At 69.5% G+C, this 15841-nt stretch carries 25 protein-coding genes; 8 read left to right on the top strand and 17 right to left on the bottom strand.

Annotated features, from left to right (window positions below):
- Nucleotides 1-74: 74 nt before the first annotated feature.
- Genes ACQ860_RS09145 through ACQ860_RS09135 form a run of 3 tightly spaced genes read left to right on the top strand, consistent with a single transcriptional unit; the run spans nt 75 to nt 3306 of the window.
- A complete protein-coding gene (locus tag ACQ860_RS09145; protein WP_431303068.1) occupies nt 75-593 on the top strand; it encodes a host attachment protein in 519 nt (172 codons plus the stop codon).
- A complete protein-coding gene (locus ACQ860_RS09140) occupies nt 490-1971 on the top strand; it encodes a sodium-dependent transporter (RefSeq protein WP_431303067.1) in 1482 nt (493 codons plus the stop codon). The genes ACQ860_RS09145 and ACQ860_RS09140 overlap by 104 nt, the downstream gene beginning before the upstream one ends.
- Nucleotides 1972-1980: 9 nt before the next feature.
- On the top strand, nt 1981-3306 hold the full coding sequence (locus tag ACQ860_RS09135) for a ferredoxin reductase family protein (RefSeq protein WP_431303066.1): 1326 nt from the start codon (nt 1981-1983) through the stop codon (nt 3304-3306).
- 95 nt (nt 3307-3401) lie between these two features.
- On the opposite strand, the gene ACQ860_RS09130 is transcribed toward ACQ860_RS09135, so the two are convergent.
- The 3 genes from ACQ860_RS09130 to ACQ860_RS09120 form a co-directional block, all read right to left on the bottom strand.
- Nucleotides 3402-3737, bottom strand: a complete 336-nt coding sequence (locus ACQ860_RS09130) for an ATP-binding cassette domain-containing protein (protein WP_431305740.1) — start codon at nt 3735-3737, stop codon at nt 3402-3404.
- 110 nt (nt 3738-3847) lie between these two features.
- On the bottom strand, nt 3848-4012 hold the full coding sequence (locus tag ACQ860_RS09125; RefSeq protein WP_431303065.1) for a hypothetical protein: 165 nt from the start codon (nt 4010-4012) through the stop codon (nt 3848-3850).
- A 68-nt stretch (nt 4013-4080) separates the two neighbouring features.
- A complete protein-coding gene (locus ACQ860_RS09120) occupies nt 4081-4515 on the bottom strand; it encodes a DUF2267 domain-containing protein (protein ID WP_431303064.1) in 435 nt (144 codons plus the stop codon).
- Nucleotides 4516-4737: 222 nt separating this feature from the next.
- Here ACQ860_RS09120 and ACQ860_RS09115 point away from each other — a divergent pair, with 222 nt between their 5' ends.
- From ACQ860_RS09115 to ACQ860_RS09105, 3 genes are read left to right on the top strand one after another with little or no spacing between them, the layout of a single operon-like run.
- Complete coding sequence (locus ACQ860_RS09115) at nt 4738-5571, top strand: universal stress protein (RefSeq protein ID WP_431303063.1); 834 nt, start codon at nt 4738-4740, stop codon at nt 5569-5571.
- Entirely contained in the window at nt 5567-5839 is a 273-nt protein-coding gene (locus ACQ860_RS09110; RefSeq protein ID WP_431305739.1) for an erythromycin esterase family protein, read from the top strand. Before ACQ860_RS09115 ends, ACQ860_RS09110 begins: the two co-directional genes overlap by 5 nt.
- Nucleotides 5727-5966 carry an erythromycin esterase family protein gene (locus ACQ860_RS09105; protein WP_431303062.1) on the top strand — a complete coding sequence of 80 codons (240 nt, stop codon included), beginning with the start codon at nt 5727-5729 and terminating at the stop codon, nt 5964-5966. The genes ACQ860_RS09110 and ACQ860_RS09105 overlap by 113 nt, the downstream gene beginning before the upstream one ends.
- A gap of 269 nt (nt 5967-6235) precedes the next feature.
- On the opposite strand, the gene ACQ860_RS09100 is transcribed toward ACQ860_RS09105, so the two are convergent.
- From ACQ860_RS09100 to ACQ860_RS09055, 10 genes are all read right to left on the bottom strand, one after another.
- Entirely contained in the window at nt 6236-7135 is a 900-nt protein-coding gene (locus ACQ860_RS09100) for an HAD-IC family P-type ATPase (RefSeq protein ID WP_431303061.1), read from the bottom strand.
- Nucleotides 7030-7530, bottom strand: coding sequence for a hypothetical protein (locus ACQ860_RS09095; protein ID WP_431305738.1), 501 nt, complete (start codon nt 7528-7530; stop codon nt 7030-7032). The genes ACQ860_RS09100 and ACQ860_RS09095 overlap by 106 nt, the downstream gene beginning before the upstream one ends.
- A gap of 74 nt (nt 7531-7604) precedes the next feature.
- Nucleotides 7605-8066, bottom strand: a complete 462-nt coding sequence (locus ACQ860_RS09090; RefSeq protein ID WP_431303060.1) for a phage portal protein — start codon at nt 8064-8066, stop codon at nt 7605-7607.
- Nucleotides 8066-8302, bottom strand: coding sequence for a phage head-tail joining protein (locus ACQ860_RS09085; protein ID WP_431303059.1), 237 nt, complete (start codon nt 8300-8302; stop codon nt 8066-8068). The genes ACQ860_RS09090 and ACQ860_RS09085 overlap by 1 nt, the downstream gene beginning before the upstream one ends.
- 12 nt (nt 8303-8314) lie before the next feature.
- Nucleotides 8315-8644: a phage terminase large subunit family protein gene (locus ACQ860_RS09080; RefSeq protein WP_431303058.1), complete on the bottom strand. Its 330-nt coding sequence runs from the start codon at nt 8642-8644 to the stop codon at nt 8315-8317.
- Nucleotides 8645-8669: 25 nt separating this feature from the next.
- On the bottom strand, nt 8670-9185 hold the full coding sequence (locus ACQ860_RS09075; RefSeq protein WP_431303057.1) for a hypothetical protein: 516 nt from the start codon (nt 9183-9185) through the stop codon (nt 8670-8672).
- A gap of 42 nt (nt 9186-9227) precedes the next feature.
- Complete coding sequence (locus tag ACQ860_RS09070; protein ID WP_431303056.1) at nt 9228-9509, bottom strand: hypothetical protein; 282 nt, start codon at nt 9507-9509, stop codon at nt 9228-9230.
- A complete protein-coding gene (locus ACQ860_RS09065) occupies nt 9509-9712 on the bottom strand; it encodes a hypothetical protein (RefSeq protein WP_431303055.1) in 204 nt (67 codons plus the stop codon). The genes ACQ860_RS09070 and ACQ860_RS09065 overlap by 1 nt, the downstream gene beginning before the upstream one ends.
- Nucleotides 9713-9858: 146 nt before the next feature.
- On the bottom strand, nt 9859-10713 hold the full coding sequence (locus ACQ860_RS09060; protein ID WP_431303054.1) for a DUF3489 domain-containing protein: 855 nt from the start codon (nt 10711-10713) through the stop codon (nt 9859-9861).
- Nucleotides 10714-10810: 97 nt separating this feature from the next.
- Nucleotides 10811-11047 carry a hypothetical protein gene (locus ACQ860_RS09055; RefSeq protein ID WP_431303053.1) on the bottom strand — a complete coding sequence of 79 codons (237 nt, stop codon included), beginning with the start codon at nt 11045-11047 and terminating at the stop codon, nt 10811-10813.
- A gap of 222 nt (nt 11048-11269) precedes the next feature.
- Between ACQ860_RS09055 and ACQ860_RS09050 the strand changes: the two genes are divergently transcribed.
- The gene (locus ACQ860_RS09050) at nt 11270-11497 is read left to right on the top strand and encodes a ribbon-helix-helix domain-containing protein (RefSeq protein WP_431303052.1); all 228 of its coding nucleotides are present in this window, start codon (nt 11270-11272) and stop codon (nt 11495-11497) included.
- Nucleotides 11494-11835, top strand: a complete 342-nt coding sequence (locus ACQ860_RS09045; RefSeq protein ID WP_431303051.1) for a type II toxin-antitoxin system RelE/ParE family toxin — start codon at nt 11494-11496, stop codon at nt 11833-11835. The genes ACQ860_RS09050 and ACQ860_RS09045 overlap by 4 nt, the downstream gene beginning before the upstream one ends.
- Here ACQ860_RS09045 and ACQ860_RS09040 read toward each other — a convergent pair.
- The 4 genes from ACQ860_RS09040 to ACQ860_RS09025 all read right to left on the bottom strand — a co-directional run bounded on the left by ACQ860_RS09040 (nt 11817) and on the right by ACQ860_RS09025 (nt 15673).
- Nucleotides 11817-13100 (bottom strand): site-specific DNA-methyltransferase, encoded by a 1284-nt coding sequence (locus ACQ860_RS09040; RefSeq protein WP_431303050.1) that lies wholly within the window; start codon nt 13098-13100, stop codon nt 11817-11819. The two genes, ACQ860_RS09045 and ACQ860_RS09040, sit on opposite strands and share 19 nt — an antisense overlap.
- On the bottom strand, nt 13090-14562 hold the full coding sequence (locus tag ACQ860_RS09035) for a site-specific DNA-methyltransferase (protein ID WP_431303049.1): 1473 nt from the start codon (nt 14560-14562) through the stop codon (nt 13090-13092). The genes ACQ860_RS09040 and ACQ860_RS09035 overlap by 11 nt, the downstream gene beginning before the upstream one ends.
- 342 nt (nt 14563-14904) lie before the next feature.
- Nucleotides 14905-15453 carry a hypothetical protein gene (locus ACQ860_RS09030; protein WP_431303048.1) on the bottom strand — a complete coding sequence of 183 codons (549 nt, stop codon included), beginning with the start codon at nt 15451-15453 and terminating at the stop codon, nt 14905-14907.
- Nucleotides 15443-15673 carry a hypothetical protein gene (locus ACQ860_RS09025; protein ID WP_431303047.1) on the bottom strand — a complete coding sequence of 77 codons (231 nt, stop codon included), beginning with the start codon at nt 15671-15673 and terminating at the stop codon, nt 15443-15445. Before ACQ860_RS09025 ends, ACQ860_RS09030 begins: the two co-directional genes overlap by 11 nt.
- Nucleotides 15674-15841 lie beyond the last annotated feature (168 nt).

Below are 15841 nucleotides of genomic sequence, written 5' to 3'. Positions count from 1 at the left end.
TACGGCCATGGCTGATCCCTCCGGAAGTGAGCAGAGCATCATCCACGCGAAGCGCGACCGCATTGATCCGGATCATGGTGCCGCGCACCGTCACCGTGTTCCGCTGCCGCCCGACGATCAACGCTCCGATGCAGGGAGACAAACCCATGCCTAACGCGGTCGAATGGGCGCTCGTAGCCGATGCCCGACACGTGCGCCTCCTGGAGCGGCACGGCGGCGCGGCCTGGGCGGAGCGGCCCGACACCATATCCGCGCCCGACAACCCCGCCTCGCACGAGCACGGCACAGAGCGCCCGGGGCGCGTTCACGAAAGCGTCGGCAGCGCGCGCCATGCGATCGAGCCGCGGCAGGATCCGCATCGCGCGGCGGAGGCCAGCTTCGCACGGCACGTGGCCGATGAACTCGAAAAGGGCGCCGCGATGGGGCGCTATGACAGCCTGGTGCTTTTGGCGCCGCCGGTTTTTCTTGGCGACCTCCGCAAAGCGCTTGGTGCTGCGACGCGACAGCGGCTGCGCAGCAGCCTCGCCAAGGACATCGCGCAGGCCAGCCTCGCGGTTATCATTCGCCAACTGGACGAGGTGCGCCCTGCCTGAACAGCGCCCCGTATCGCACAGCCCCGGCCAGTGGTCGGGGCGTGCCGGGCTGATCTTCGCTACGGTCGGCTCGGCGGTCGGGCTCGGCTCGATCTGGAAGTTCCCCTACGAGGTCGGCGAGAATGGCGGCGGCGCCTTCGTGTTGATCTATGCCGTGGGACTGCTGGTGGTCGTGCTGCCGCTGATGCTGGCGGAATTCGTCATCGGCCGGCGCGGCGGAGGCGATGCCATGGCGAGCATCCGGCGGCTGGCCGAGGCGGCCGGAGAGGCCGCGGGCTGGCGCTGGCTGGGCGCGCTGATGCTGGCCGCAGGCTTCGCGATCCTGAGTTACTACGCGGTGATCGGCGGGCTCACGCTGGCCTATGGCGCGCAGGCGATGGGCGTGGGGTTCGGCGGGCTCGACGCGCCCGGCGCGGCCAGGCTTTTTGCCGCGCGCAGCGGCGACCCGCTGGAGCTGGCCGGATGGCATGCCCTGTTCATGGCCCTCACCGTGGCGATCGTGGCACGCGGCATCGAGCGCGGCATCGAGGCGGCCTGCCGCCTGCTGATGCCTGTGCTGGCCGCCATCATGCTGCTGCTCGCGTTGCATGGTGCGGCGAGCGGCGAGTTCGCCCGCACTGCGGAGTTCCTGCTGGCACCACGGCTGGAGGCGATGACGACGCGCGCGGCGCTGGAGGCGCTCGGCCTCGGCTTCTTCTCGATCGGCGTGGGGCTCGGCGTGCTGCTGACCTATGCCGCGCATGCGCCGCCCGGCACGTTGCTCGGCACCGTAGCCCTGGCGACGTTGGCGGGCGACACGGCGATCTCGCTGCTCGCCGGCTTCGCGGTCTTTCCGCTGGCCTTCGCGCATGGGCTGGACCCCGCGGCCGGCACCAGCCTGATCTTCCTGACGCTGCCCATCGCCTTCGGCCAGATCGCGTCGGGCGGCCGGATCGGCGGTGCCTTCTTTGCGGCCCTCGCACTGGCTGCCCTGGCCTCGGCCATCGCCTTGCTGGAACTGGTGGTGGCGCCGGCGATCCGCTGGACCGGCTGGTCCCGGCCGACCGCGGCCATGGCCGTGGGCCTCGCCTGCTGGGTCGCGGGCCTGCCCAGCGCGCTCTCCTTCGGGCTGTGGCGCGAGGTGCGGCCGCTCGGCTTCCTGCCGGGATTCGCTGATGCCGGCATCCTCGAGGCACTGGACCGCGTGACCTCCAACCTTGCCCTTCCGCTGGCCGGCTTCCTGCTGGCGATCTTCGCCGCGCGCCTGCTGGGCGCCCGGACGCTGGCCGCGGAACTCGGCTGGCCGCCGAGGCGCCTGGCCGCACTGCGGGCGCTGCTCGGCTGGGGCGTGCCGGGGCTGATCCTGGCCGTGGCCGCACTCGGCCACCTGCCCAGATAGGGGTATCCCATGCCCGCACCACTTCTCCTCGCCCTGCTCGCGCTCGCCGTGCTGGCACCGGCCCTGCTCGGCTGGGCGCTCGTCGGACCGGCGCGGCCGTGGCGGGACGAGGTGGCCGGCGCCCTGGCGCTCGTCGGCTTCGCGGCGCTGTTGCTGGAATTCGTCTTGTCCGGCCGCTTCCGCGCTGTCTCAGGTGGCGCCGGCATCGACCGGACGATGCGCTGGCACCAGTTGGCTGGCCGGATCCTCGCGGCGCTGCTGCTGCTGCATCCCTTTTTCTACACTCTGCCGGACGGCCCGGCCTTCCACCGCCCGGATGACCTGACGCACGCGACCTGGCTCGGTCTGGGCAGCGCGGCCATCGTGACCGGAATGCTCGCCTGGTTCCTGCTCGCCCTGCTGATCGTGATGGCAATCCGCCGCGACGATCTGCCTTATCGCTATGAAACCTGGCGCGGGATGCACGGGCTGGGCGCCCTGCTGGTCGGCGGGTTTGGCCTACATCACGCGCTGGCGGCGGGGCGCTATGCCACGCACCCGGCCGTCGCGGCCGCGCTGTGGGCGCTGACGGGCCTCGCGTGGCTGACCCTGGTCTGGGTCTACCTCGTGCGCCCGCTCGCGCTCTCGCGCCGGCCTTGGCGGCTGGCCGCCGTGACACCTTCGGCACGGGCGATCTGGGAGGTGGTGCTGGAGCCGGTCGGCCATGCCGGGCTGGACTTCCATGCCGGCCAGTTCGCCTGGCTGAAGCTCGACCGCGGGCCCTTCGCCCGGCGCGAGCACCCCTTCTCCATCGCCTCCGCCCCGGCCGAAGCAGGGCGGCTGCGCTTTCTCGTGAAGGAGATGGGGGATTTCACCCGCGGCATCGGCGCGCTGCCCCCAGGCGCGCGCGCCTTCGTGGACGGGCCGCATGGTCATGTGTGCCTCGAGGGGCGAACCGAACCAGGGATCGTCTTTCTCTGCGGCGGCGTCGGGGTCGCGCCGGCGCTTTCCATGATCCGCGAGGCGGCGGCGCGCAGAATGCGGCGGCCCATGCTGCTGCTCTATGGAAATCGCGTGGAGGCGCAGATCCTGGTGCGCGGGGAACTAGCGGCCCTGGCGGCAGAGGGCTGGCTCGAGGTGGTGCATGTGCTGGGCGAACCGCCCGCCGGATGGCGCGGCGAGACCGGCCAGCTCGACGCCGCGCTGATCACGCGGCGCTGCGCCACCGCGGCGGCGGCGGGCTGGCTGTTCGTTCTGTGCGGCCCGAAGCCGATGCTGAAGGCGGCGCAGACGGCGCTTCGTGGCCTTGGCGTGCCGGGCGCGCGCATCCTGGCCGAGCGCTTTACCTATGATTGAGTGTCCTGTCCGGACCCACCCTGATCAGTTCGGCATAGCTCCCGGATAGCGTCCGCGCTGATGGTGTGGATCTGACAGGCTGCTAGCGCAGGAGGCTAGCACGGGCGCCGTCCTGCAGGGCACTCGGCGGGAACGGCACGACGCTCTCGCCAGGCGCCAAGCCCGCGGCGACCACCGCGCGTCGCGCAATGTCGACCGATCAGGTTGCAGAATTGGAACGCCAAGCCGACGTGGCCGCTCCGGTAGGCCGTCAGCGCCGCCTGGTCGGCGCCAGTGAGTTCATGGTCCCGCCACGCCGCGCGGCCGGTTGTCGGGACGTCGAGGCTGCCCAGGATGTTCAGCAGCGTGGACTTGCCTGAGCCCGACGGGTCCAGGAACACCACGAATTCGCCCTGCAGGATGTCCAGGTCGAGGTCGCGGAGGGCATGGATCGCGCCATCGCCGCTCCCTTAGGTCTTGCACAGCCCGCGCGCGACAAAGACCCGGGTCGCACCAGCCGAGCGGAGGTCGCCGGCCAGTGGCGCGCCGTCGGCTGCCGCCGTCATGGGTGTCCGACGCAGCGTGACATGCCTCGCGCGATGGTGGCATTGGCATCCTGCTCCACCAGAACCTCACGGCCCTGCGCCACCAACTCCCGCAGCGAACCGGGCACGAGGCCGACGCGGTGTTCGCGGATCTTCACCTCCTCGGGTACGCCGATGCGCATGTCCTGGCTCCTGTAAGGCGGCGACTCATGCGAACCGCCGCCGGCAAGGGTGGGGACGCCTGCCGGAATCACTCGGTTACGGCGGCGCTCAGCGCGGTCCGGATGCTGGCGGGCAGCACCGAGAGCACCTTGGCGATCTGTCCGTCATCGACATGCTGCGACAGGGTGCGGAAGACCGAAGCCGTGATCGTGGCCGGATCCTTGTGCGTCTGGCCGAGATGCCGGCTCAAAAGATCAAGAAAATCCTCGATGTCGCGCACCGGCACGGCGTGCGGCGCAAGGTGCCATTGTTCGAAATACGCGCCGCGCACCAGCAGCGGCAATTGCGCGCCCAGATGCACGGCCACTTCGATCGGCAGTCGATCGCGGAGCGTGCGGAGCACGGCGCCGAGCGCATGCCATGCTGCCTGCCGATTCGGCCCGACTTCTTCCATGATCTCGTCGAGCCAGATGTTGGTGGTCTGGATGGACTTGTCCCAGACTTCGAGGCCGGTTGCCGCCATGGCTGGAGCTCCTTCAGGTGGACCCGCCCACGGCAGGCTCAGGCAAAGGTTGCGCCAATCCGGCCCGCGCTGCCTTGCGCTGGCTCAAGGCGAGCTTGCGATGGGGCGCGGGCGGCCCGAGTTCATCGCGCCGTTGTCGCGCCCCGCATGTGATGCGGATCAAGGCGCGCTGCGTTCGGTGGCCTAGATTGAATCGGGTTCAATCTCTTCGTGGAGGAAAAAATGCCGATCAAGGACATTCTGGTCCACCTCGACGCCTCGCCCGCCTCGGGCCCGCGGCTCGATTTCGCAATGGGGCTCGCGAAGCGCCATCAGGCCCATCTCATCGGCCTGTTCATCATCGACATCGTCCCGCCGTTTTCCGCAGGGGCCGATATGGGCGGGGGCAGCGCCATGGCGGAGTTGCTCATGCAGATGCGCGAGGATGCCCTGACGGAGGCTGCAAGCGGGGAGGCTGCCTTCCGGGATCTGCTTCGCCGCGAAGGCCAGGCCGGCGAATGGCGTCAGGCGGAAGGAATGACCTCTGCCCTGCTCGCGGTGCATGGCCGCTACGTGGACCTCATCGTGGTCGGACAGCCGGAGCCGAAGGCGTCGAGCATGGCGGTCGAGGCAGCGTTGTTCTCCACCGGAAGGCCGATCCTTCTCGTGCCCTATACCGGCCCCGCCAAAAGCCTCTGCCGCCGCGTGCTCATCGCCTGGAACGGCAGCCGTGAGGCGGCGCGCGCCGTGAATGACGCGCTCCCTATTCTTGCCGGTGCGGAGAGCGTCACCTTGTTGGTGGTTGATCCGAAAACCGGGCCGAGCGACCATGGAGAGGAGCCGGGGGCCGACATCGCGCTGCATCTCGCACGCCACGGCGTGGGGGTGACGGTGCGGCGCGTGATGGGCGACGATGTCGGCGTGGGTGACATGCTGCTCAATGAGGTGGCCGATCTCAGCAGCGATCTGATCATCATGGGTGGCTATGGCCATTCGCGGCTACGTGAACTGGTGCTGGGCGGCGCCACGCGCACGCTGTTGCGACAGATGACCGTGCCGGTTCTGATGTCGCATTAGCAGGTTCCTGCGGCGGCACAATGCTGGGAAGCAGCCGGCGGAGCGTGCGGGCTTCCACGGGCTCGACCTTTACGACATGACCGCCTCCATTGCGGCAGTGCTGACCTGTCTCGACAAGATCGATCGCGAGGCAGCCGAAGTCGCGCGTCGGCGCTATGGCTGTCTCCGAACCCGGGTCACGCGAACCCGCCGCCTATGGGCGCGAGGCGCTGTGTCACCAGGTCGGAGTGGAACGCTTCTTGTTCGATCTGCGCTTTGGCCGGAATGACGCCATGCGGAAGGCCCTGAGCACCAAGCGGCTCGAGCGCTACATCGGCGTCATCTATCGGCCCGAGACAGAGCGCTGGCGGGAGGCAAGATGTGCTGGAACATGGCGATCCGATCATGAGCGATGATGGGGCGACGCGGGATCGCGCCATGACCAGCCGATGCGACAGGCGGCCCACTCGCCCATCAGATACTCCGCCGGATGTGCTGTTCTTTACCCTCGCAAACTACCGAGATGTGCGTCAGCGGGAGCGACGCGCGCGGCACGCGCGGGCGCCGCGCCCATAGTGCTCTCGCTACGGCTTCGCTCGTCTGGACTGACAAAGCGCGAGAATTTCTCGATGCTGCACGAACGCGCTTCGCACCGACTTCTCCGCGCGCGCGAGAGCGGGAGGCGTCACGCCTGGCCAGCGCGGCTGGCAAGCCGTTTAAGCGTTTCGGCCGCGACCAGGTAGCCGAGCACCAGCGCCGCAATCACGGCCAGCAGCACGCCCGGCAGCGGCGCGAAGCCTAGCATCGGCGCCAGCGGGCCCAGCGCCAGCGCGAAGGCCAAGGCGAGGGCAGAGAGCGACGTCGCGATCAGTGCTGGATGGGGGCGCGCCGCCTTCCATGCGCGGCCACGGGTGCGGATCAGGAAGATCACCAGCACCTGCGTCGCCATGCTCTCGATGAACCAGGCGGTGCGGAATTCCTCCGGCGTGGCGCCGAAGCCCCAGAGCAGGATGCCGAAGGTCGCGAGGTCGAGGACCGAGAAAAGCGGCCTCATCATCAGCGTGAAGCGCAGCACCGCGGCCATGTCCCAGCCATGCGGCTTCGCCACATCCTCTGCATCCACCGCATCGAAGGGAATGCCCATCTCCGACAGGTCATACAGCAGGTTGTTCAGCAGGATCTGCGCCGGCAGCAGCGGCAGGAAGGGGATCATCAGCGACGCCACGGCCATCGAGAACATGTTCCCGAAATTGGAGGAGGTGCCCATCCGAACGTATTTCATGATGTTCGCGTAAGTCCGCCGCCCTTCCTCCACACGATCCGCCAGGACGCCGGGATCGGGCGCCAGCAGGATCAGGTCGGCGGCCGCGCGGGCGACTTCGGTCGCACCTTCCACCGACAGCCCGGCATCGGCGGCGTGGATCGCAGGCGCGTCGTTGATGCCATCCCCGATGAAGCCCACCGTATGGCCATGCGCCTTCAGCGCGAGGATGACCCGTCGCTTCTGGTCCGGCGAAACACGGGCGGAGAGGTCCACCTCCTCGACCCGCGCGACCAGGCAGCAGCCGCTTGCAGGGCAGGCCAAGCCAAGCCAAGCGAGGCGACCACATGAAGCAGTACTGGCGCCGCATCGCCAGAGACGATCTTCACCCTCACGCCCAACGCGCCAAGCCGTGCAATGGCCGTGGCAGCGGACGGTTTCGGCGGGTCGAGGAAGGCGCAAAAGCCCGCAAACACCAGCCCGGCCTCGGAGTCAGGCCCCTCGATGGTCTCGCACTCCGGCATCGGCCGCCAGGCGATGCCGAGCAGGCGCAAGCCCTCGCCACCCCTGGCCGCGGCGCGCGCGAGCAGATCGGCGCGCGTGGCCTCTGTCATCGGCAAGGACGCGCCATCGGCGCCTTCGACAGCCGTGCAGGCGGCCAGCACGGCCTCGGGCGCACCCTTGACGACCAGCAGCCGCTGGCCCTCCCCTTCGCACAGAACCGAGGAACGCCGCCGTTCAAAGCCAAACGGCGCCTCTGCCAGCGCGCGCCATCCCGGTGGGGCCGGATTGGCTAGCAGGATGGGGCCGCATCAAGGTGATCGCTTTCCAGCACCTGCAGCCGCCGGCCGATCGAGTTGGCCGGCATGATGTCAGCGGGGAGCATGCGCACGAAGCATTCGCCGCTCTCCACCACCGCCCGCATGACCAGCGCCTGCAGGCCGTAGAGGTCGAGCCGGCCCTCCGCATCGCAGGCGGTGCTGTCGGACCAGCGCCGCCAGGCCTCGGCGTGCGGCTTGTCGGGCCAGCGCGTCGTGATGCCCGCGCCCACCGCGTTGCCCGTCCAGAGATCGACGATGCGGGCGGCATAGGGGTCGTTGCGGACGGCATCGCGGGCGCGGCGCGCCACGGTGGGTGCGGCGGCGCCGACCTCCGCCGTGGCGCTGCCGCCTGAGGCTGCCCAGCTCGAGGCGCGCGTGTCCTGCGCCGCGGCATAGCCACGCAGGGCGTGCCAGGCATCCCGAATGCGCCCCATCACTTGGTTCCCTCGCGCGAGAAGCTGGCGAAGGTGACGCCGGGGCGGCGCGCGGCGGCGTTCTCGGCAGCGTGCAGAACGGAGAGGGCGCGGCCGAGTTCATCGAGCGAGCGATATTCCACGGTGCGGCCGTCGAAGGTCACGCGCGTGGTGCCGCCGGTGAAGGCCGCGGCCAGGACGGCGGCGCGGGTGCCGGCAGGCTGCGCCAACGCCCAAGCGAGGACGGTCGGGTCCATGGTCGTCCTCCCTCAGCAAAGCCAGTTGCTGCGCGGTGCCAGCCAGCCACGAGGGCGCTCGCTGTTGGGTGCCGGCTCGACCTGCGACGGCGGTGATGGGTGAGCGACATTCCCGGCGGTGGGAACTTCGCTCGGTCGCAGCGGCGCATCGGCGACCTGTGCGCCCTTCATGAACACCACGCGGCGGGCCGGATGCACCGCCGAGAGCGCATCCATCACGTCCTTCAGGTAGGGCGTGCGGCTGGTGCGCCAGGGGGCGGGTTCGGCGGAGGCGCGGCTGCCAAGCATGCGGTGCCGCTCGGCCCATTCCGAGACAGTGAGTTGCGGTGGTGGGCGGAGCATCGCGCCGACGCCGCGGCGTACATGCTCACGGCTGCGGAGACCGATCCCCTCCGAGACCTGCGGGATCGAAGCGATCGGCCGCCTCCGTCAGCAGGTCGTTGATGTGGCTCTGCAGGATCGTCTGCAGCAGATGCGGATCGACGCTGATCTCGGCGGCGATCAGGCCTGCCACGCGCGCGGGCCAGTTCAGCAGCGCGTCGCGCATCGTGCTGCCGATCTCGTCGAGGGCGGCGTTGGCCTCGGTGACATCGACCAGGCGGCGCTTGGTCTCATCCAGCGAGAGGCGCTGCGCCTCCACCTTCAAGGCGAGCTGCGCGACCTTCAGCCGGGCGAAGGGCGTGCCCTCGGCGCTGGCACCACTGGCCAGGGGCGAGCGGGCGGGATCGGCGGTCTCGGTCAGGCGGCGGCGGGTCTTGTCGATATCCCACTGGCCATCCGGCTCGCGGGTGATGCGGCCCGCCCGCTCGGCCTTGTGGATGGCGGTGTCGCTGACGCCAAGGCGACGGGCGGCCTCGCGCGTGGAGGCGGTCAGCTCGGGCATTGCGGCGACCTCCCGCCGCACAAGGATGGACTACGCGCGTGCTTATCGGGGGCGCAGTGCGTGCTGACGGGCGGCTTCAAAGGCGTTGATGGCGGCGGGCCAATCCAGCGTGGCGCCGTCGCCGAGCATCTGCACCGGCGCGAGCGCCACGCGGCGGCGCGACCAGTAGTTTCCGTCCAGCGTGGCGAGCCATCCCGCCAGCCCCTGCGCGGCAAGTGCCGCGGCGGCGGCTTCGACCTCTGCCTCGCTCGGCGGCGCGGCGCGGCCCATCGTCACGTGGCGGCCGTCCTGCGCCAGGATGATCCAGCGGCGCTCGGAGGGCATCAACCCTCCTCCTTCTCGGTCTGCCAGGTGGCGTAGTCCGCCGTGGCGAAGATGCCGCGCCCGTCGCTGGCGGTGCAGACCTGGATCGTGGCGCGACCCACGCTGTCGGTACTGCGCGGCGCGGTGGCGAGAAGCTGCTGCCAGCCGGCGCGGTCCTGCGGGCCTTCGGCGGTCTGGTGCGGGAGGATGGTGGTGGTGCTCATCGTCGTCTCCGTCTCGGCGGGGCGGGATGCCCTGCGCGTGACGGACGATTCGCGCTGTGCCGGGGCGCAGCCAACTCGATAAAGCGCCGGGAATCTGGATGATCCCCGGCGCTCCCGATGATGTTCGAGGCTGTGGCTGAGGCGCTTCACTCGGCCAGGACGTAGATCGTGAAGGAGCCCTTGGCGCCGGTCTTGTTGGGGCCGACCTGGCGGATGCGCTCGCGCACCTCCACCGCGTGGCCCTTCTTCTTCAGCCCGGCGAAGAAGCCGCGGACCGTGTGCTGCGCCCAGCCGGTGGCCTCGGCGATCTGTGCCACCGTCGCGCCCTCGGGGCGGCGCAGCATGGCCAGCACCTGCTCCTGCTTCGTGCCCTCGCGCAGCTTGCGCGGTGCGCCGGGCTCGCGCGGCGTGCGGGTCGGCTTGCCGGCGAGCTGGGTGCGCAGAGCTTCGATCGCGCGGGAGATTGGATTGTCCGTGGCGTCCTGCGCAGGGCTCGCGTCCCAGGCATCGAGGACCCGCTGTGCAGCGTCGCGCAGGCTGGCGCGCGGCGTTGCGGCGCGTGCCGCCAGGGCCTGGTCGAGCATCGCGATCTCCTCGGTCAGGGGGGCCGCCTGGGCGGCTTCGTTGGCGGGCGCGGGGCTTTCCCCCGGCGCGTCGTCCGGCGCCACCGTGGGCGCCGTGGCAGGCACGCTGCCCTCGATGCCGGAGCAGTCGGGCTCGCCGGCCCCAGCGTCGCCCTCGTTCGGGTCGATGCCGATGGCGCGCAGCCCCTCGTCGGTGATGCGCGCCACGATCCAGGTGCCGTCGTCGTCCTGCCGCCAGCCCAGGCCGACATGCTCCCGCGGCGCGTTGATCTCGGTGAGCAGGCTGTTCTTGATGAGGCTGCGGAACACCGCGTTGCGCGCTGCGGCCGGCAGGGTCTTCGGCGCGCGGGCGAGGCCCATCTCGTGCTGTGCGGCGGCGCTCAGGATCACGCGCTGGCTGTCGGAAAGCTTGGTCATCGTGGTGGTCTCCGGATCCGGGCGCCGGTCATCGGCCCCTACTGCCGGGAGCCCCACCGGGCAGAACCCGGTCGGGGCGGTGCGGGAGTGGCCTGCGTCAGCAGGCGTATTCGCCGCGGCGGAAGTGCTGGTCCGCGATGTCCTTCAGCTTCGCAGTGGCATCCGAAAGCCAGGCCGCTTCGCCCCAAAGCACCGTCTCGGGATCCGCGCCGAAATGGTCCGCACTGGCCTGGGTGAGTTCGGCGAGAAGGGCGTCGAATTCGGCCTTCTTCGCCACGAAGGCAGCCAGGCTCTTCTCCTGGTTGCGGGCGGCGCGGGCTTCGCGGTCGGTCATGGTCGTCTCCGTCGTGGTGCAGGGCGGGGTGCTCTGCGTGTGACGGACCATTCGCGCTGTGCCGCGCACGAGCCAAGCAAGATGCAGCGGCTCGGAATTGCTATGTTTCGGCGGTCTGGATCACATCATGATCGTGCTGGCCGTCGGCCTGAAGCGCCTCCCGGCGCACATCATTCTTGCCAAATTTTGCCAAACCTGGGTATCGTATGGCCCATGGGCACCATGAACGTCTCCCTGCCGGATGGGCTGAAATCCTTCGTGGATGAGCAGGTCGCCGTGCGTGGCTACAGCACCAGCAGCGAGTACGTCCGCGAGCTGATCCGAAAGGACCAGGAGCGCGAGCGCCTGCGCGGGCTGCTGCTGGACGGCGCGGCATCCGCTCCGGCAGCGCCGGCGGATGACGCCTACTTCAACACGCTCCGCCGCCGCGTCCGTCAACCGCAGGCGTGACCGCCAAGCCGGTCATTCCGCGAGAGGCGGCACAGCGCGACATCGACCAGGCCATCGCCCACTACGTGGCGGACGCCGGCGAGCCGGTCGCGCTGGCCTTCATTGACGCCTTGGAGCGGGCGTTTCGGCGGATCGCGCAGCATCCGGCCGTGGGCTCGCCACGCTATGCCTTCGAGTTGCGGCTGGAAGGGCTGCGCGCCTGGCCACTCCGGCGCTACCCGTATCTGGTGTTCTACGTCGAGCGGGAGGACCACCTCGACGTCTGGCGGGTGCTGCATGCGCAGCGCGACATCCCGGCCTGGATGCAGGAACCTGAGGCTCAGTTGCCGCACGGTTGAACTTGGGCGTTACCCATGGCGGAGCTGGTTTCCTTGGCTCTCAGCACAGCGATATCGGCGAAGATGCGATCATCGCCCTCCAGCATGGCCGCTTCGCCCGTCGTCTCCTGCCAGCGCCGCACGATGACATCGGCATAGGCGGGATCGATCTCCAGCAATACGGCGCGCCGCCCCGTGTGCTCCGCCGCGATCATGGTGGTGCCCGAGCCGCCGAAGCAGTCGAGCACCGTGTCGCGCGGCTTGCTGCTGTTGCGGATGGCCCGCTCCACCAGCGCCACCGGCTTCATCGTCGGATGCAGGTCATTCCTGGCCGGCTTGTCGAAGTGCCAGACATTCCCCTGGTCGCGCGCACCGCACCAGTAGTGCTGCGCGCCAGCTTTCCAGCCGTAGAGCATCGCCTCGAACTGCTGGTGGTAGTCGGCGCGGCCGAGCGCGAAGGTGTTCTTCGCCCAGATGATGGTGCTGGACCATTTGCCGCCCGCCTCCTGCCAGACGCGATGCAGCGTCGGCCATTCGGAGGAGGACATGCAGACGTAGCAGGCGCCCTTCGTGACCGAGAGCAGATTGGCCAGCGCGGGCCGCAGGAACTCGGGAAAGCCACCGCCGAGCGCGTCATTGGCGATGGTCATCTTCGCTGCGGTGCCGCCCTCGTAGGCCACGTTGTAGGGCGGATCGACGAAGCCCATGTCCGCCAGGTGACCGGCGCCGAGGGCGCGCTGTACATCCTCGATCTTGGTGGCATCGCCGCACAGCAGGCGGTGTTCCCCGCAGCGCCAAAGGTCGCCGGTGCGCGTGACGGGCACCACGGGCCGTGGCGGCGCATCGTCGGCATCATCGCCGAGACCAGCGTCGGCAGCCGCCAGCAGCCGGTCCAGCTCCATGCCGGAGAAGCCGAGTACGTCCAGGTCGACCACCGCCTCGTCGCGGATGCGCGCGATCTCGGCGGCAAGCAGCGCTTCGTCCCAGCCCGAGTTCAGCGCGATCTGGTTGTCCGCCAGACGCAGCGCACGCGCCTGCGCGGGAGAGAGATGGCCGAGCCGCAGGACCGGTACCGAGGCCAGCCCCAGCTGCTTCGCCGCCATGACGCGGCCGTGGCCGGCGATCAGCACGCCCTCGGCGTCCACTAGCACCGGGTTCACGAAGCCGAATTCGGCGATGGAGGCCGCGATCTGCGCCACCTGCGACAGCGAATGCGTGCGGGCGTTCTCGGCGTAGGGGACCAGCCCCGCCACCGGCATGGCGGAGACCACGAGATCAGGCTGCACTGGCTGTGACCTCCTGCCTCGCTGCGGCGACGGCGTCGTAGTCGCGGCCATCGTCCGTCAGTGTTACCGGCATGTCGGGATGCAACATCCGCCAGCGGGCGATCGCCAGGTCGACATAGGCTGGCGCCAGCTCGATCGCCCGCACGCGGCGGCCGGTGCGCTGCCCTGCGATGATGGTGGTGCCGGCGCCAGCAAAAGGCTCGAACACGACGTCGCCGTCGTCGGCATAGGCGCGCATCAGGAAGTCCGGCAGGGCGACGGGGAACACCGCGGGATGCTCCGTCTCTATGCCACGGGCCTTGTGCCGCGTGATGCGCAGCACGTTGTCCGGGATCCTGGTCTCCTGCACGCCCTGGCCGGCATGCTGCCATTCGCCGACGGTGCCGTCCTTCGCGCGGAGGCCACCCTTCTCGGAATTGACGTGCCCTGCCCAGCGGCAGGGGATGATCTTGTTCGGGCGGCGGGCCTCGCGATTGAAGTGGAACAGAAGCTCGAATGCGGGCGACAGCCGCCCGTTCCAGTCGCCTGGCAGGCCGGGTCCCTGGTCCCAGGTGTACAGCCCGAAGCGCCGCCAGCCGCGGGCGCGCATCCAGTCGAGCCAGGCGGCCCAATAGGGCTGCCATTCATTGTCGCGATGGATCAGCCCGAGGTTCACCAGCACCTGGCCGTCCGGCCGCATGGCCGCGTCGAGATGCTGGAAGACACCCTGCATCAGCGCGTCCCAATCCGTGACGCCGCCGGTCGTATAGTCGCGCTGGTTTCCGTAGGGCGGGGAGGTGAAGAGCAGCGCCGCGCGGTCTGCACCCATCACGCGCGCCACGCTGGCCGCGTCGGTGCTGTCGCCGCAGAGCAGGCGGTGGTCGCCCAGCAGCCAGAGATCGCCAGGGCGCGTGACGGCTTGGCGCGGCGGCTCCGGGTCGGCATCGGCGGGGTCCTCCGCCGGCGCATCCTCGGTGACCGCCGCGCCCGCCGCACCGCCCCCCTCGGCGGGATCCGCGGACAGAGCCTCGGGCGCGTCGCCGTCGGACACGGCATCTCCAGCCGCCGCGAGGATGTCCGCGAGTTCCCCCGCCGAAAAGCCGAGCGTGCCGAGGTCGATGTCCGGCACTGCCTGCACCGCGGCGAGCGCATCACGCAGCATCGCCTGGTCCCAGGTCGCGTTCTCCGCGATGCGATTATCGGCGAGGCGCAACGCCTCCTTCTGCGCTGCGGACAGGTGCCGGAGCACGATGGTCGGCACCTTCGCCATGCCGAGCGCCGTCGCTGCCTCAAGCCGGCCGTGGCCGGCGATCAGCACGCCGTCCTCGTCCACCAGCAGCGGGTTGGTGAAGCCGAAGGCCAGCATGCTGGCCTTGATCTGCTCCAGCTGCTCGGCGCTGTGGACGCGGGCATTGCCGGCATGCGGGCGTAGCTCCGCCACCGGACGCAGCACAATCTTCGCCGCCATCCAGGGGAGCGTCATGATGCCATCCGGTTTGCAGGGCCGCGGCGCGGCGTCGGTTTGCAGCTAACGATTTGAAGCCGCGGGGAAAGGCTGCAAACCGCAACCCATATTTTCGGCCTGGCGCTAGCGATGTTGCGCGCTTCCGCCCCCCGCATACAGCGGGGCCGGGAAGGAACCATCGGCTCGAGAGCCACTGTCTCGTCTGAGCGACGCTGCGGCTCTTGAGCCGCGCTGCGGTCGCACCCTTTCCAGGTGTCCAGATGATAGGCCGTGTGGATTTCGGTGCGCAACGCGACATTCTTTCGCTGCGCTACGCATGATTGCGCTGCGACGATTTTTCTTCGATCGACGCGCCGCTCATCACGCCGCCCTCGTCCGCGGCACGAGCCCGAAGTGCCCCGCCAGAACGCTGAGCGTCGCCACCAGCATCCCCTGCGCCTGCGGAGGAGCAACGGGGCGCCCGCCCCATCCCTGGCGCATCGCCCACTCGCGCACCGACATCTCCAGGCCGACGACGTGCCACGCGCAGGAGCCCGCCGCGCTGTCATGACCACCAAGCGCATCCAGGGCTGTCCCGATCTTGCGGCGTGCGTCCATGTGATGGTCGGACAGGGTGTCGGCCGTCTGGCCTGGCAGGCGGACCAGCACCGACTTCGACATGCCATCCAGGGCGGCGCTGCGGAACAGGGCGCGGAAGTAGCCACCAGCATCGTGCATCTGCTGGGTGATCGTCCCGTTCGCCAGCATCATGCCCAACGTGTCCACGGCACGCCGATGCTGCACGGGGCTGCCCGTCTCGGGATCCGCGTCGCGGATCGGCTCACCAAAGCCGCCATGCTGAAGCCGCCACTTCGAAGGGCCCATCGCTTCCTTCTGCTTTGTGGTTTTCGCTTTGCGCTTACCGGCCATGAATCTTCTCCTGCTGCCGAGGGCCCCAGCGGCGCACGGCTTCGTTCTGGATTGCCTGGCGCAGCCAGGGATCGGTGATGTCCTCGAGGTGCAGCGAGACGACGCCCTGCTGCAGCCACACGCGGCGGCGCAGCATTTCCATCTCAGGCACGGTGGTTGCGCTGCGGCTTCTGCGGTCGAGGGACGAGCGGGGCGGCAACGGCGCGCCAGGCATGCTCATGCCTGCCTCCCCCGACCGAGCTCTTGAAGAGTGGTGAAGAGTCGAGGGGGTGAGAGGGGTCTAACTATTTGATCAATATAACTATTCAATTCTTCAAACTCTTCAAAGGGTCTCTCTCCCCCGCACCCCCGCCCGGGCGTCTGCATACGCCCGCGTGAAAAGTTGAAT

The organism is Sediminicoccus sp. BL-A-41-H5 (genome assembly GCF_050632405.1).
Lineage (GTDB): Bacteria > Pseudomonadota > Alphaproteobacteria > Acetobacterales > Acetobacteraceae > Roseococcus.
This window is presented reverse-complemented; position numbering and strand designations above follow the sequence as displayed.

What these genes read in the sequence shown, in the direction of transcription:
- ACQ860_RS09030 (WP_431303048.1), bottom strand. Translation starts at nt 15,453, where the DNA reads ATGGCCGGTAAGCGCAAAGCGAAAACCACAAAGCAGAAGGAAGCGATG.
- ACQ860_RS09065 (WP_431303055.1), bottom strand. Translation starts at nt 9,712, where the DNA reads ATGAGCACCACCACCATCCTCCCGCACCAGACCGCCGAAGGCCCGCAG.
- ACQ860_RS09085 (WP_431303059.1), bottom strand. Translation starts at nt 8,302, where the DNA reads ATGGACCCGACCGTCCTCGCTTGGGCGTTGGCGCAGCCTGCCGGCACC.
- ACQ860_RS09120 (WP_431303064.1), bottom strand. Translation starts at nt 4,515, where the DNA reads ATGGCGGCAACCGGCCTCGAAGTCTGGGACAAGTCCATCCAGACCACC.
- ACQ860_RS09115 (WP_431303063.1), top strand. Translation starts at nt 4,738, where the DNA reads ATGCCGATCAAGGACATTCTGGTCCACCTCGACGCCTCGCCCGCCTCG.
- ACQ860_RS09125 (WP_431303065.1), bottom strand. Translation starts at nt 4,012, where the DNA reads ATGCGCATCGGCGTACCCGAGGAGGTGAAGATCCGCGAACACCGCGTC.
- ACQ860_RS09105 (WP_431303062.1), top strand. Translation starts at nt 5,727, where the DNA reads ATGGCTGTCTCCGAACCCGGGTCACGCGAACCCGCCGCCTATGGGCGC.
- ACQ860_RS09035 (WP_431303049.1), bottom strand. Translation starts at nt 14,562, where the DNA reads ATGACGCTCCCCTGGATGGCGGCGAAGATTGTGCTGCGTCCGGTGGCG.
- ACQ860_RS09080 (WP_431303058.1), bottom strand. Translation starts at nt 8,644, where the DNA reads ATGCTCCGCCCACCACCGCAACTCACTGTCTCGGAATGGGCCGAGCGG.
- ACQ860_RS09055 (WP_431303053.1), bottom strand. Translation starts at nt 11,047, where the DNA reads ATGACCGACCGCGAAGCCCGCGCCGCCCGCAACCAGGAGAAGAGCCTG.
- ACQ860_RS09025 (WP_431303047.1), bottom strand. Translation starts at nt 15,673, where the DNA reads ATGAGCATGCCTGGCGCGCCGTTGCCGCCCCGCTCGTCCCTCGACCGC.
- ACQ860_RS09075 (WP_431303057.1), bottom strand. Translation starts at nt 9,185, where the DNA reads ATGCCCGAGCTGACCGCCTCCACGCGCGAGGCCGCCCGTCGCCTTGGC.
- ACQ860_RS09060 (WP_431303054.1), bottom strand. Translation starts at nt 10,713, where the DNA reads ATGACCAAGCTTTCCGACAGCCAGCGCGTGATCCTGAGCGCCGCCGCA.
- ACQ860_RS09090 (WP_431303060.1), bottom strand. Translation starts at nt 8,066, where the DNA reads ATGGGGCGCATTCGGGATGCCTGGCACGCCCTGCGTGGCTATGCCGCG.
- ACQ860_RS09050 (WP_431303052.1), top strand. Translation starts at nt 11,270, where the DNA reads ATGAACGTCTCCCTGCCGGATGGGCTGAAATCCTTCGTGGATGAGCAG.
- ACQ860_RS09135 (WP_431303066.1), top strand. Translation starts at nt 1,981, where the DNA reads ATGCCCGCACCACTTCTCCTCGCCCTGCTCGCGCTCGCCGTGCTGGCA.
- ACQ860_RS09145 (WP_431303068.1), top strand. Translation starts at nt 75, where the DNA reads ATGGTGCCGCGCACCGTCACCGTGTTCCGCTGCCGCCCGACGATCAAC.
- ACQ860_RS09070 (WP_431303056.1), bottom strand. Translation starts at nt 9,509, where the DNA reads ATGCCCTCCGAGCGCCGCTGGATCATCCTGGCGCAGGACGGCCGCCAC.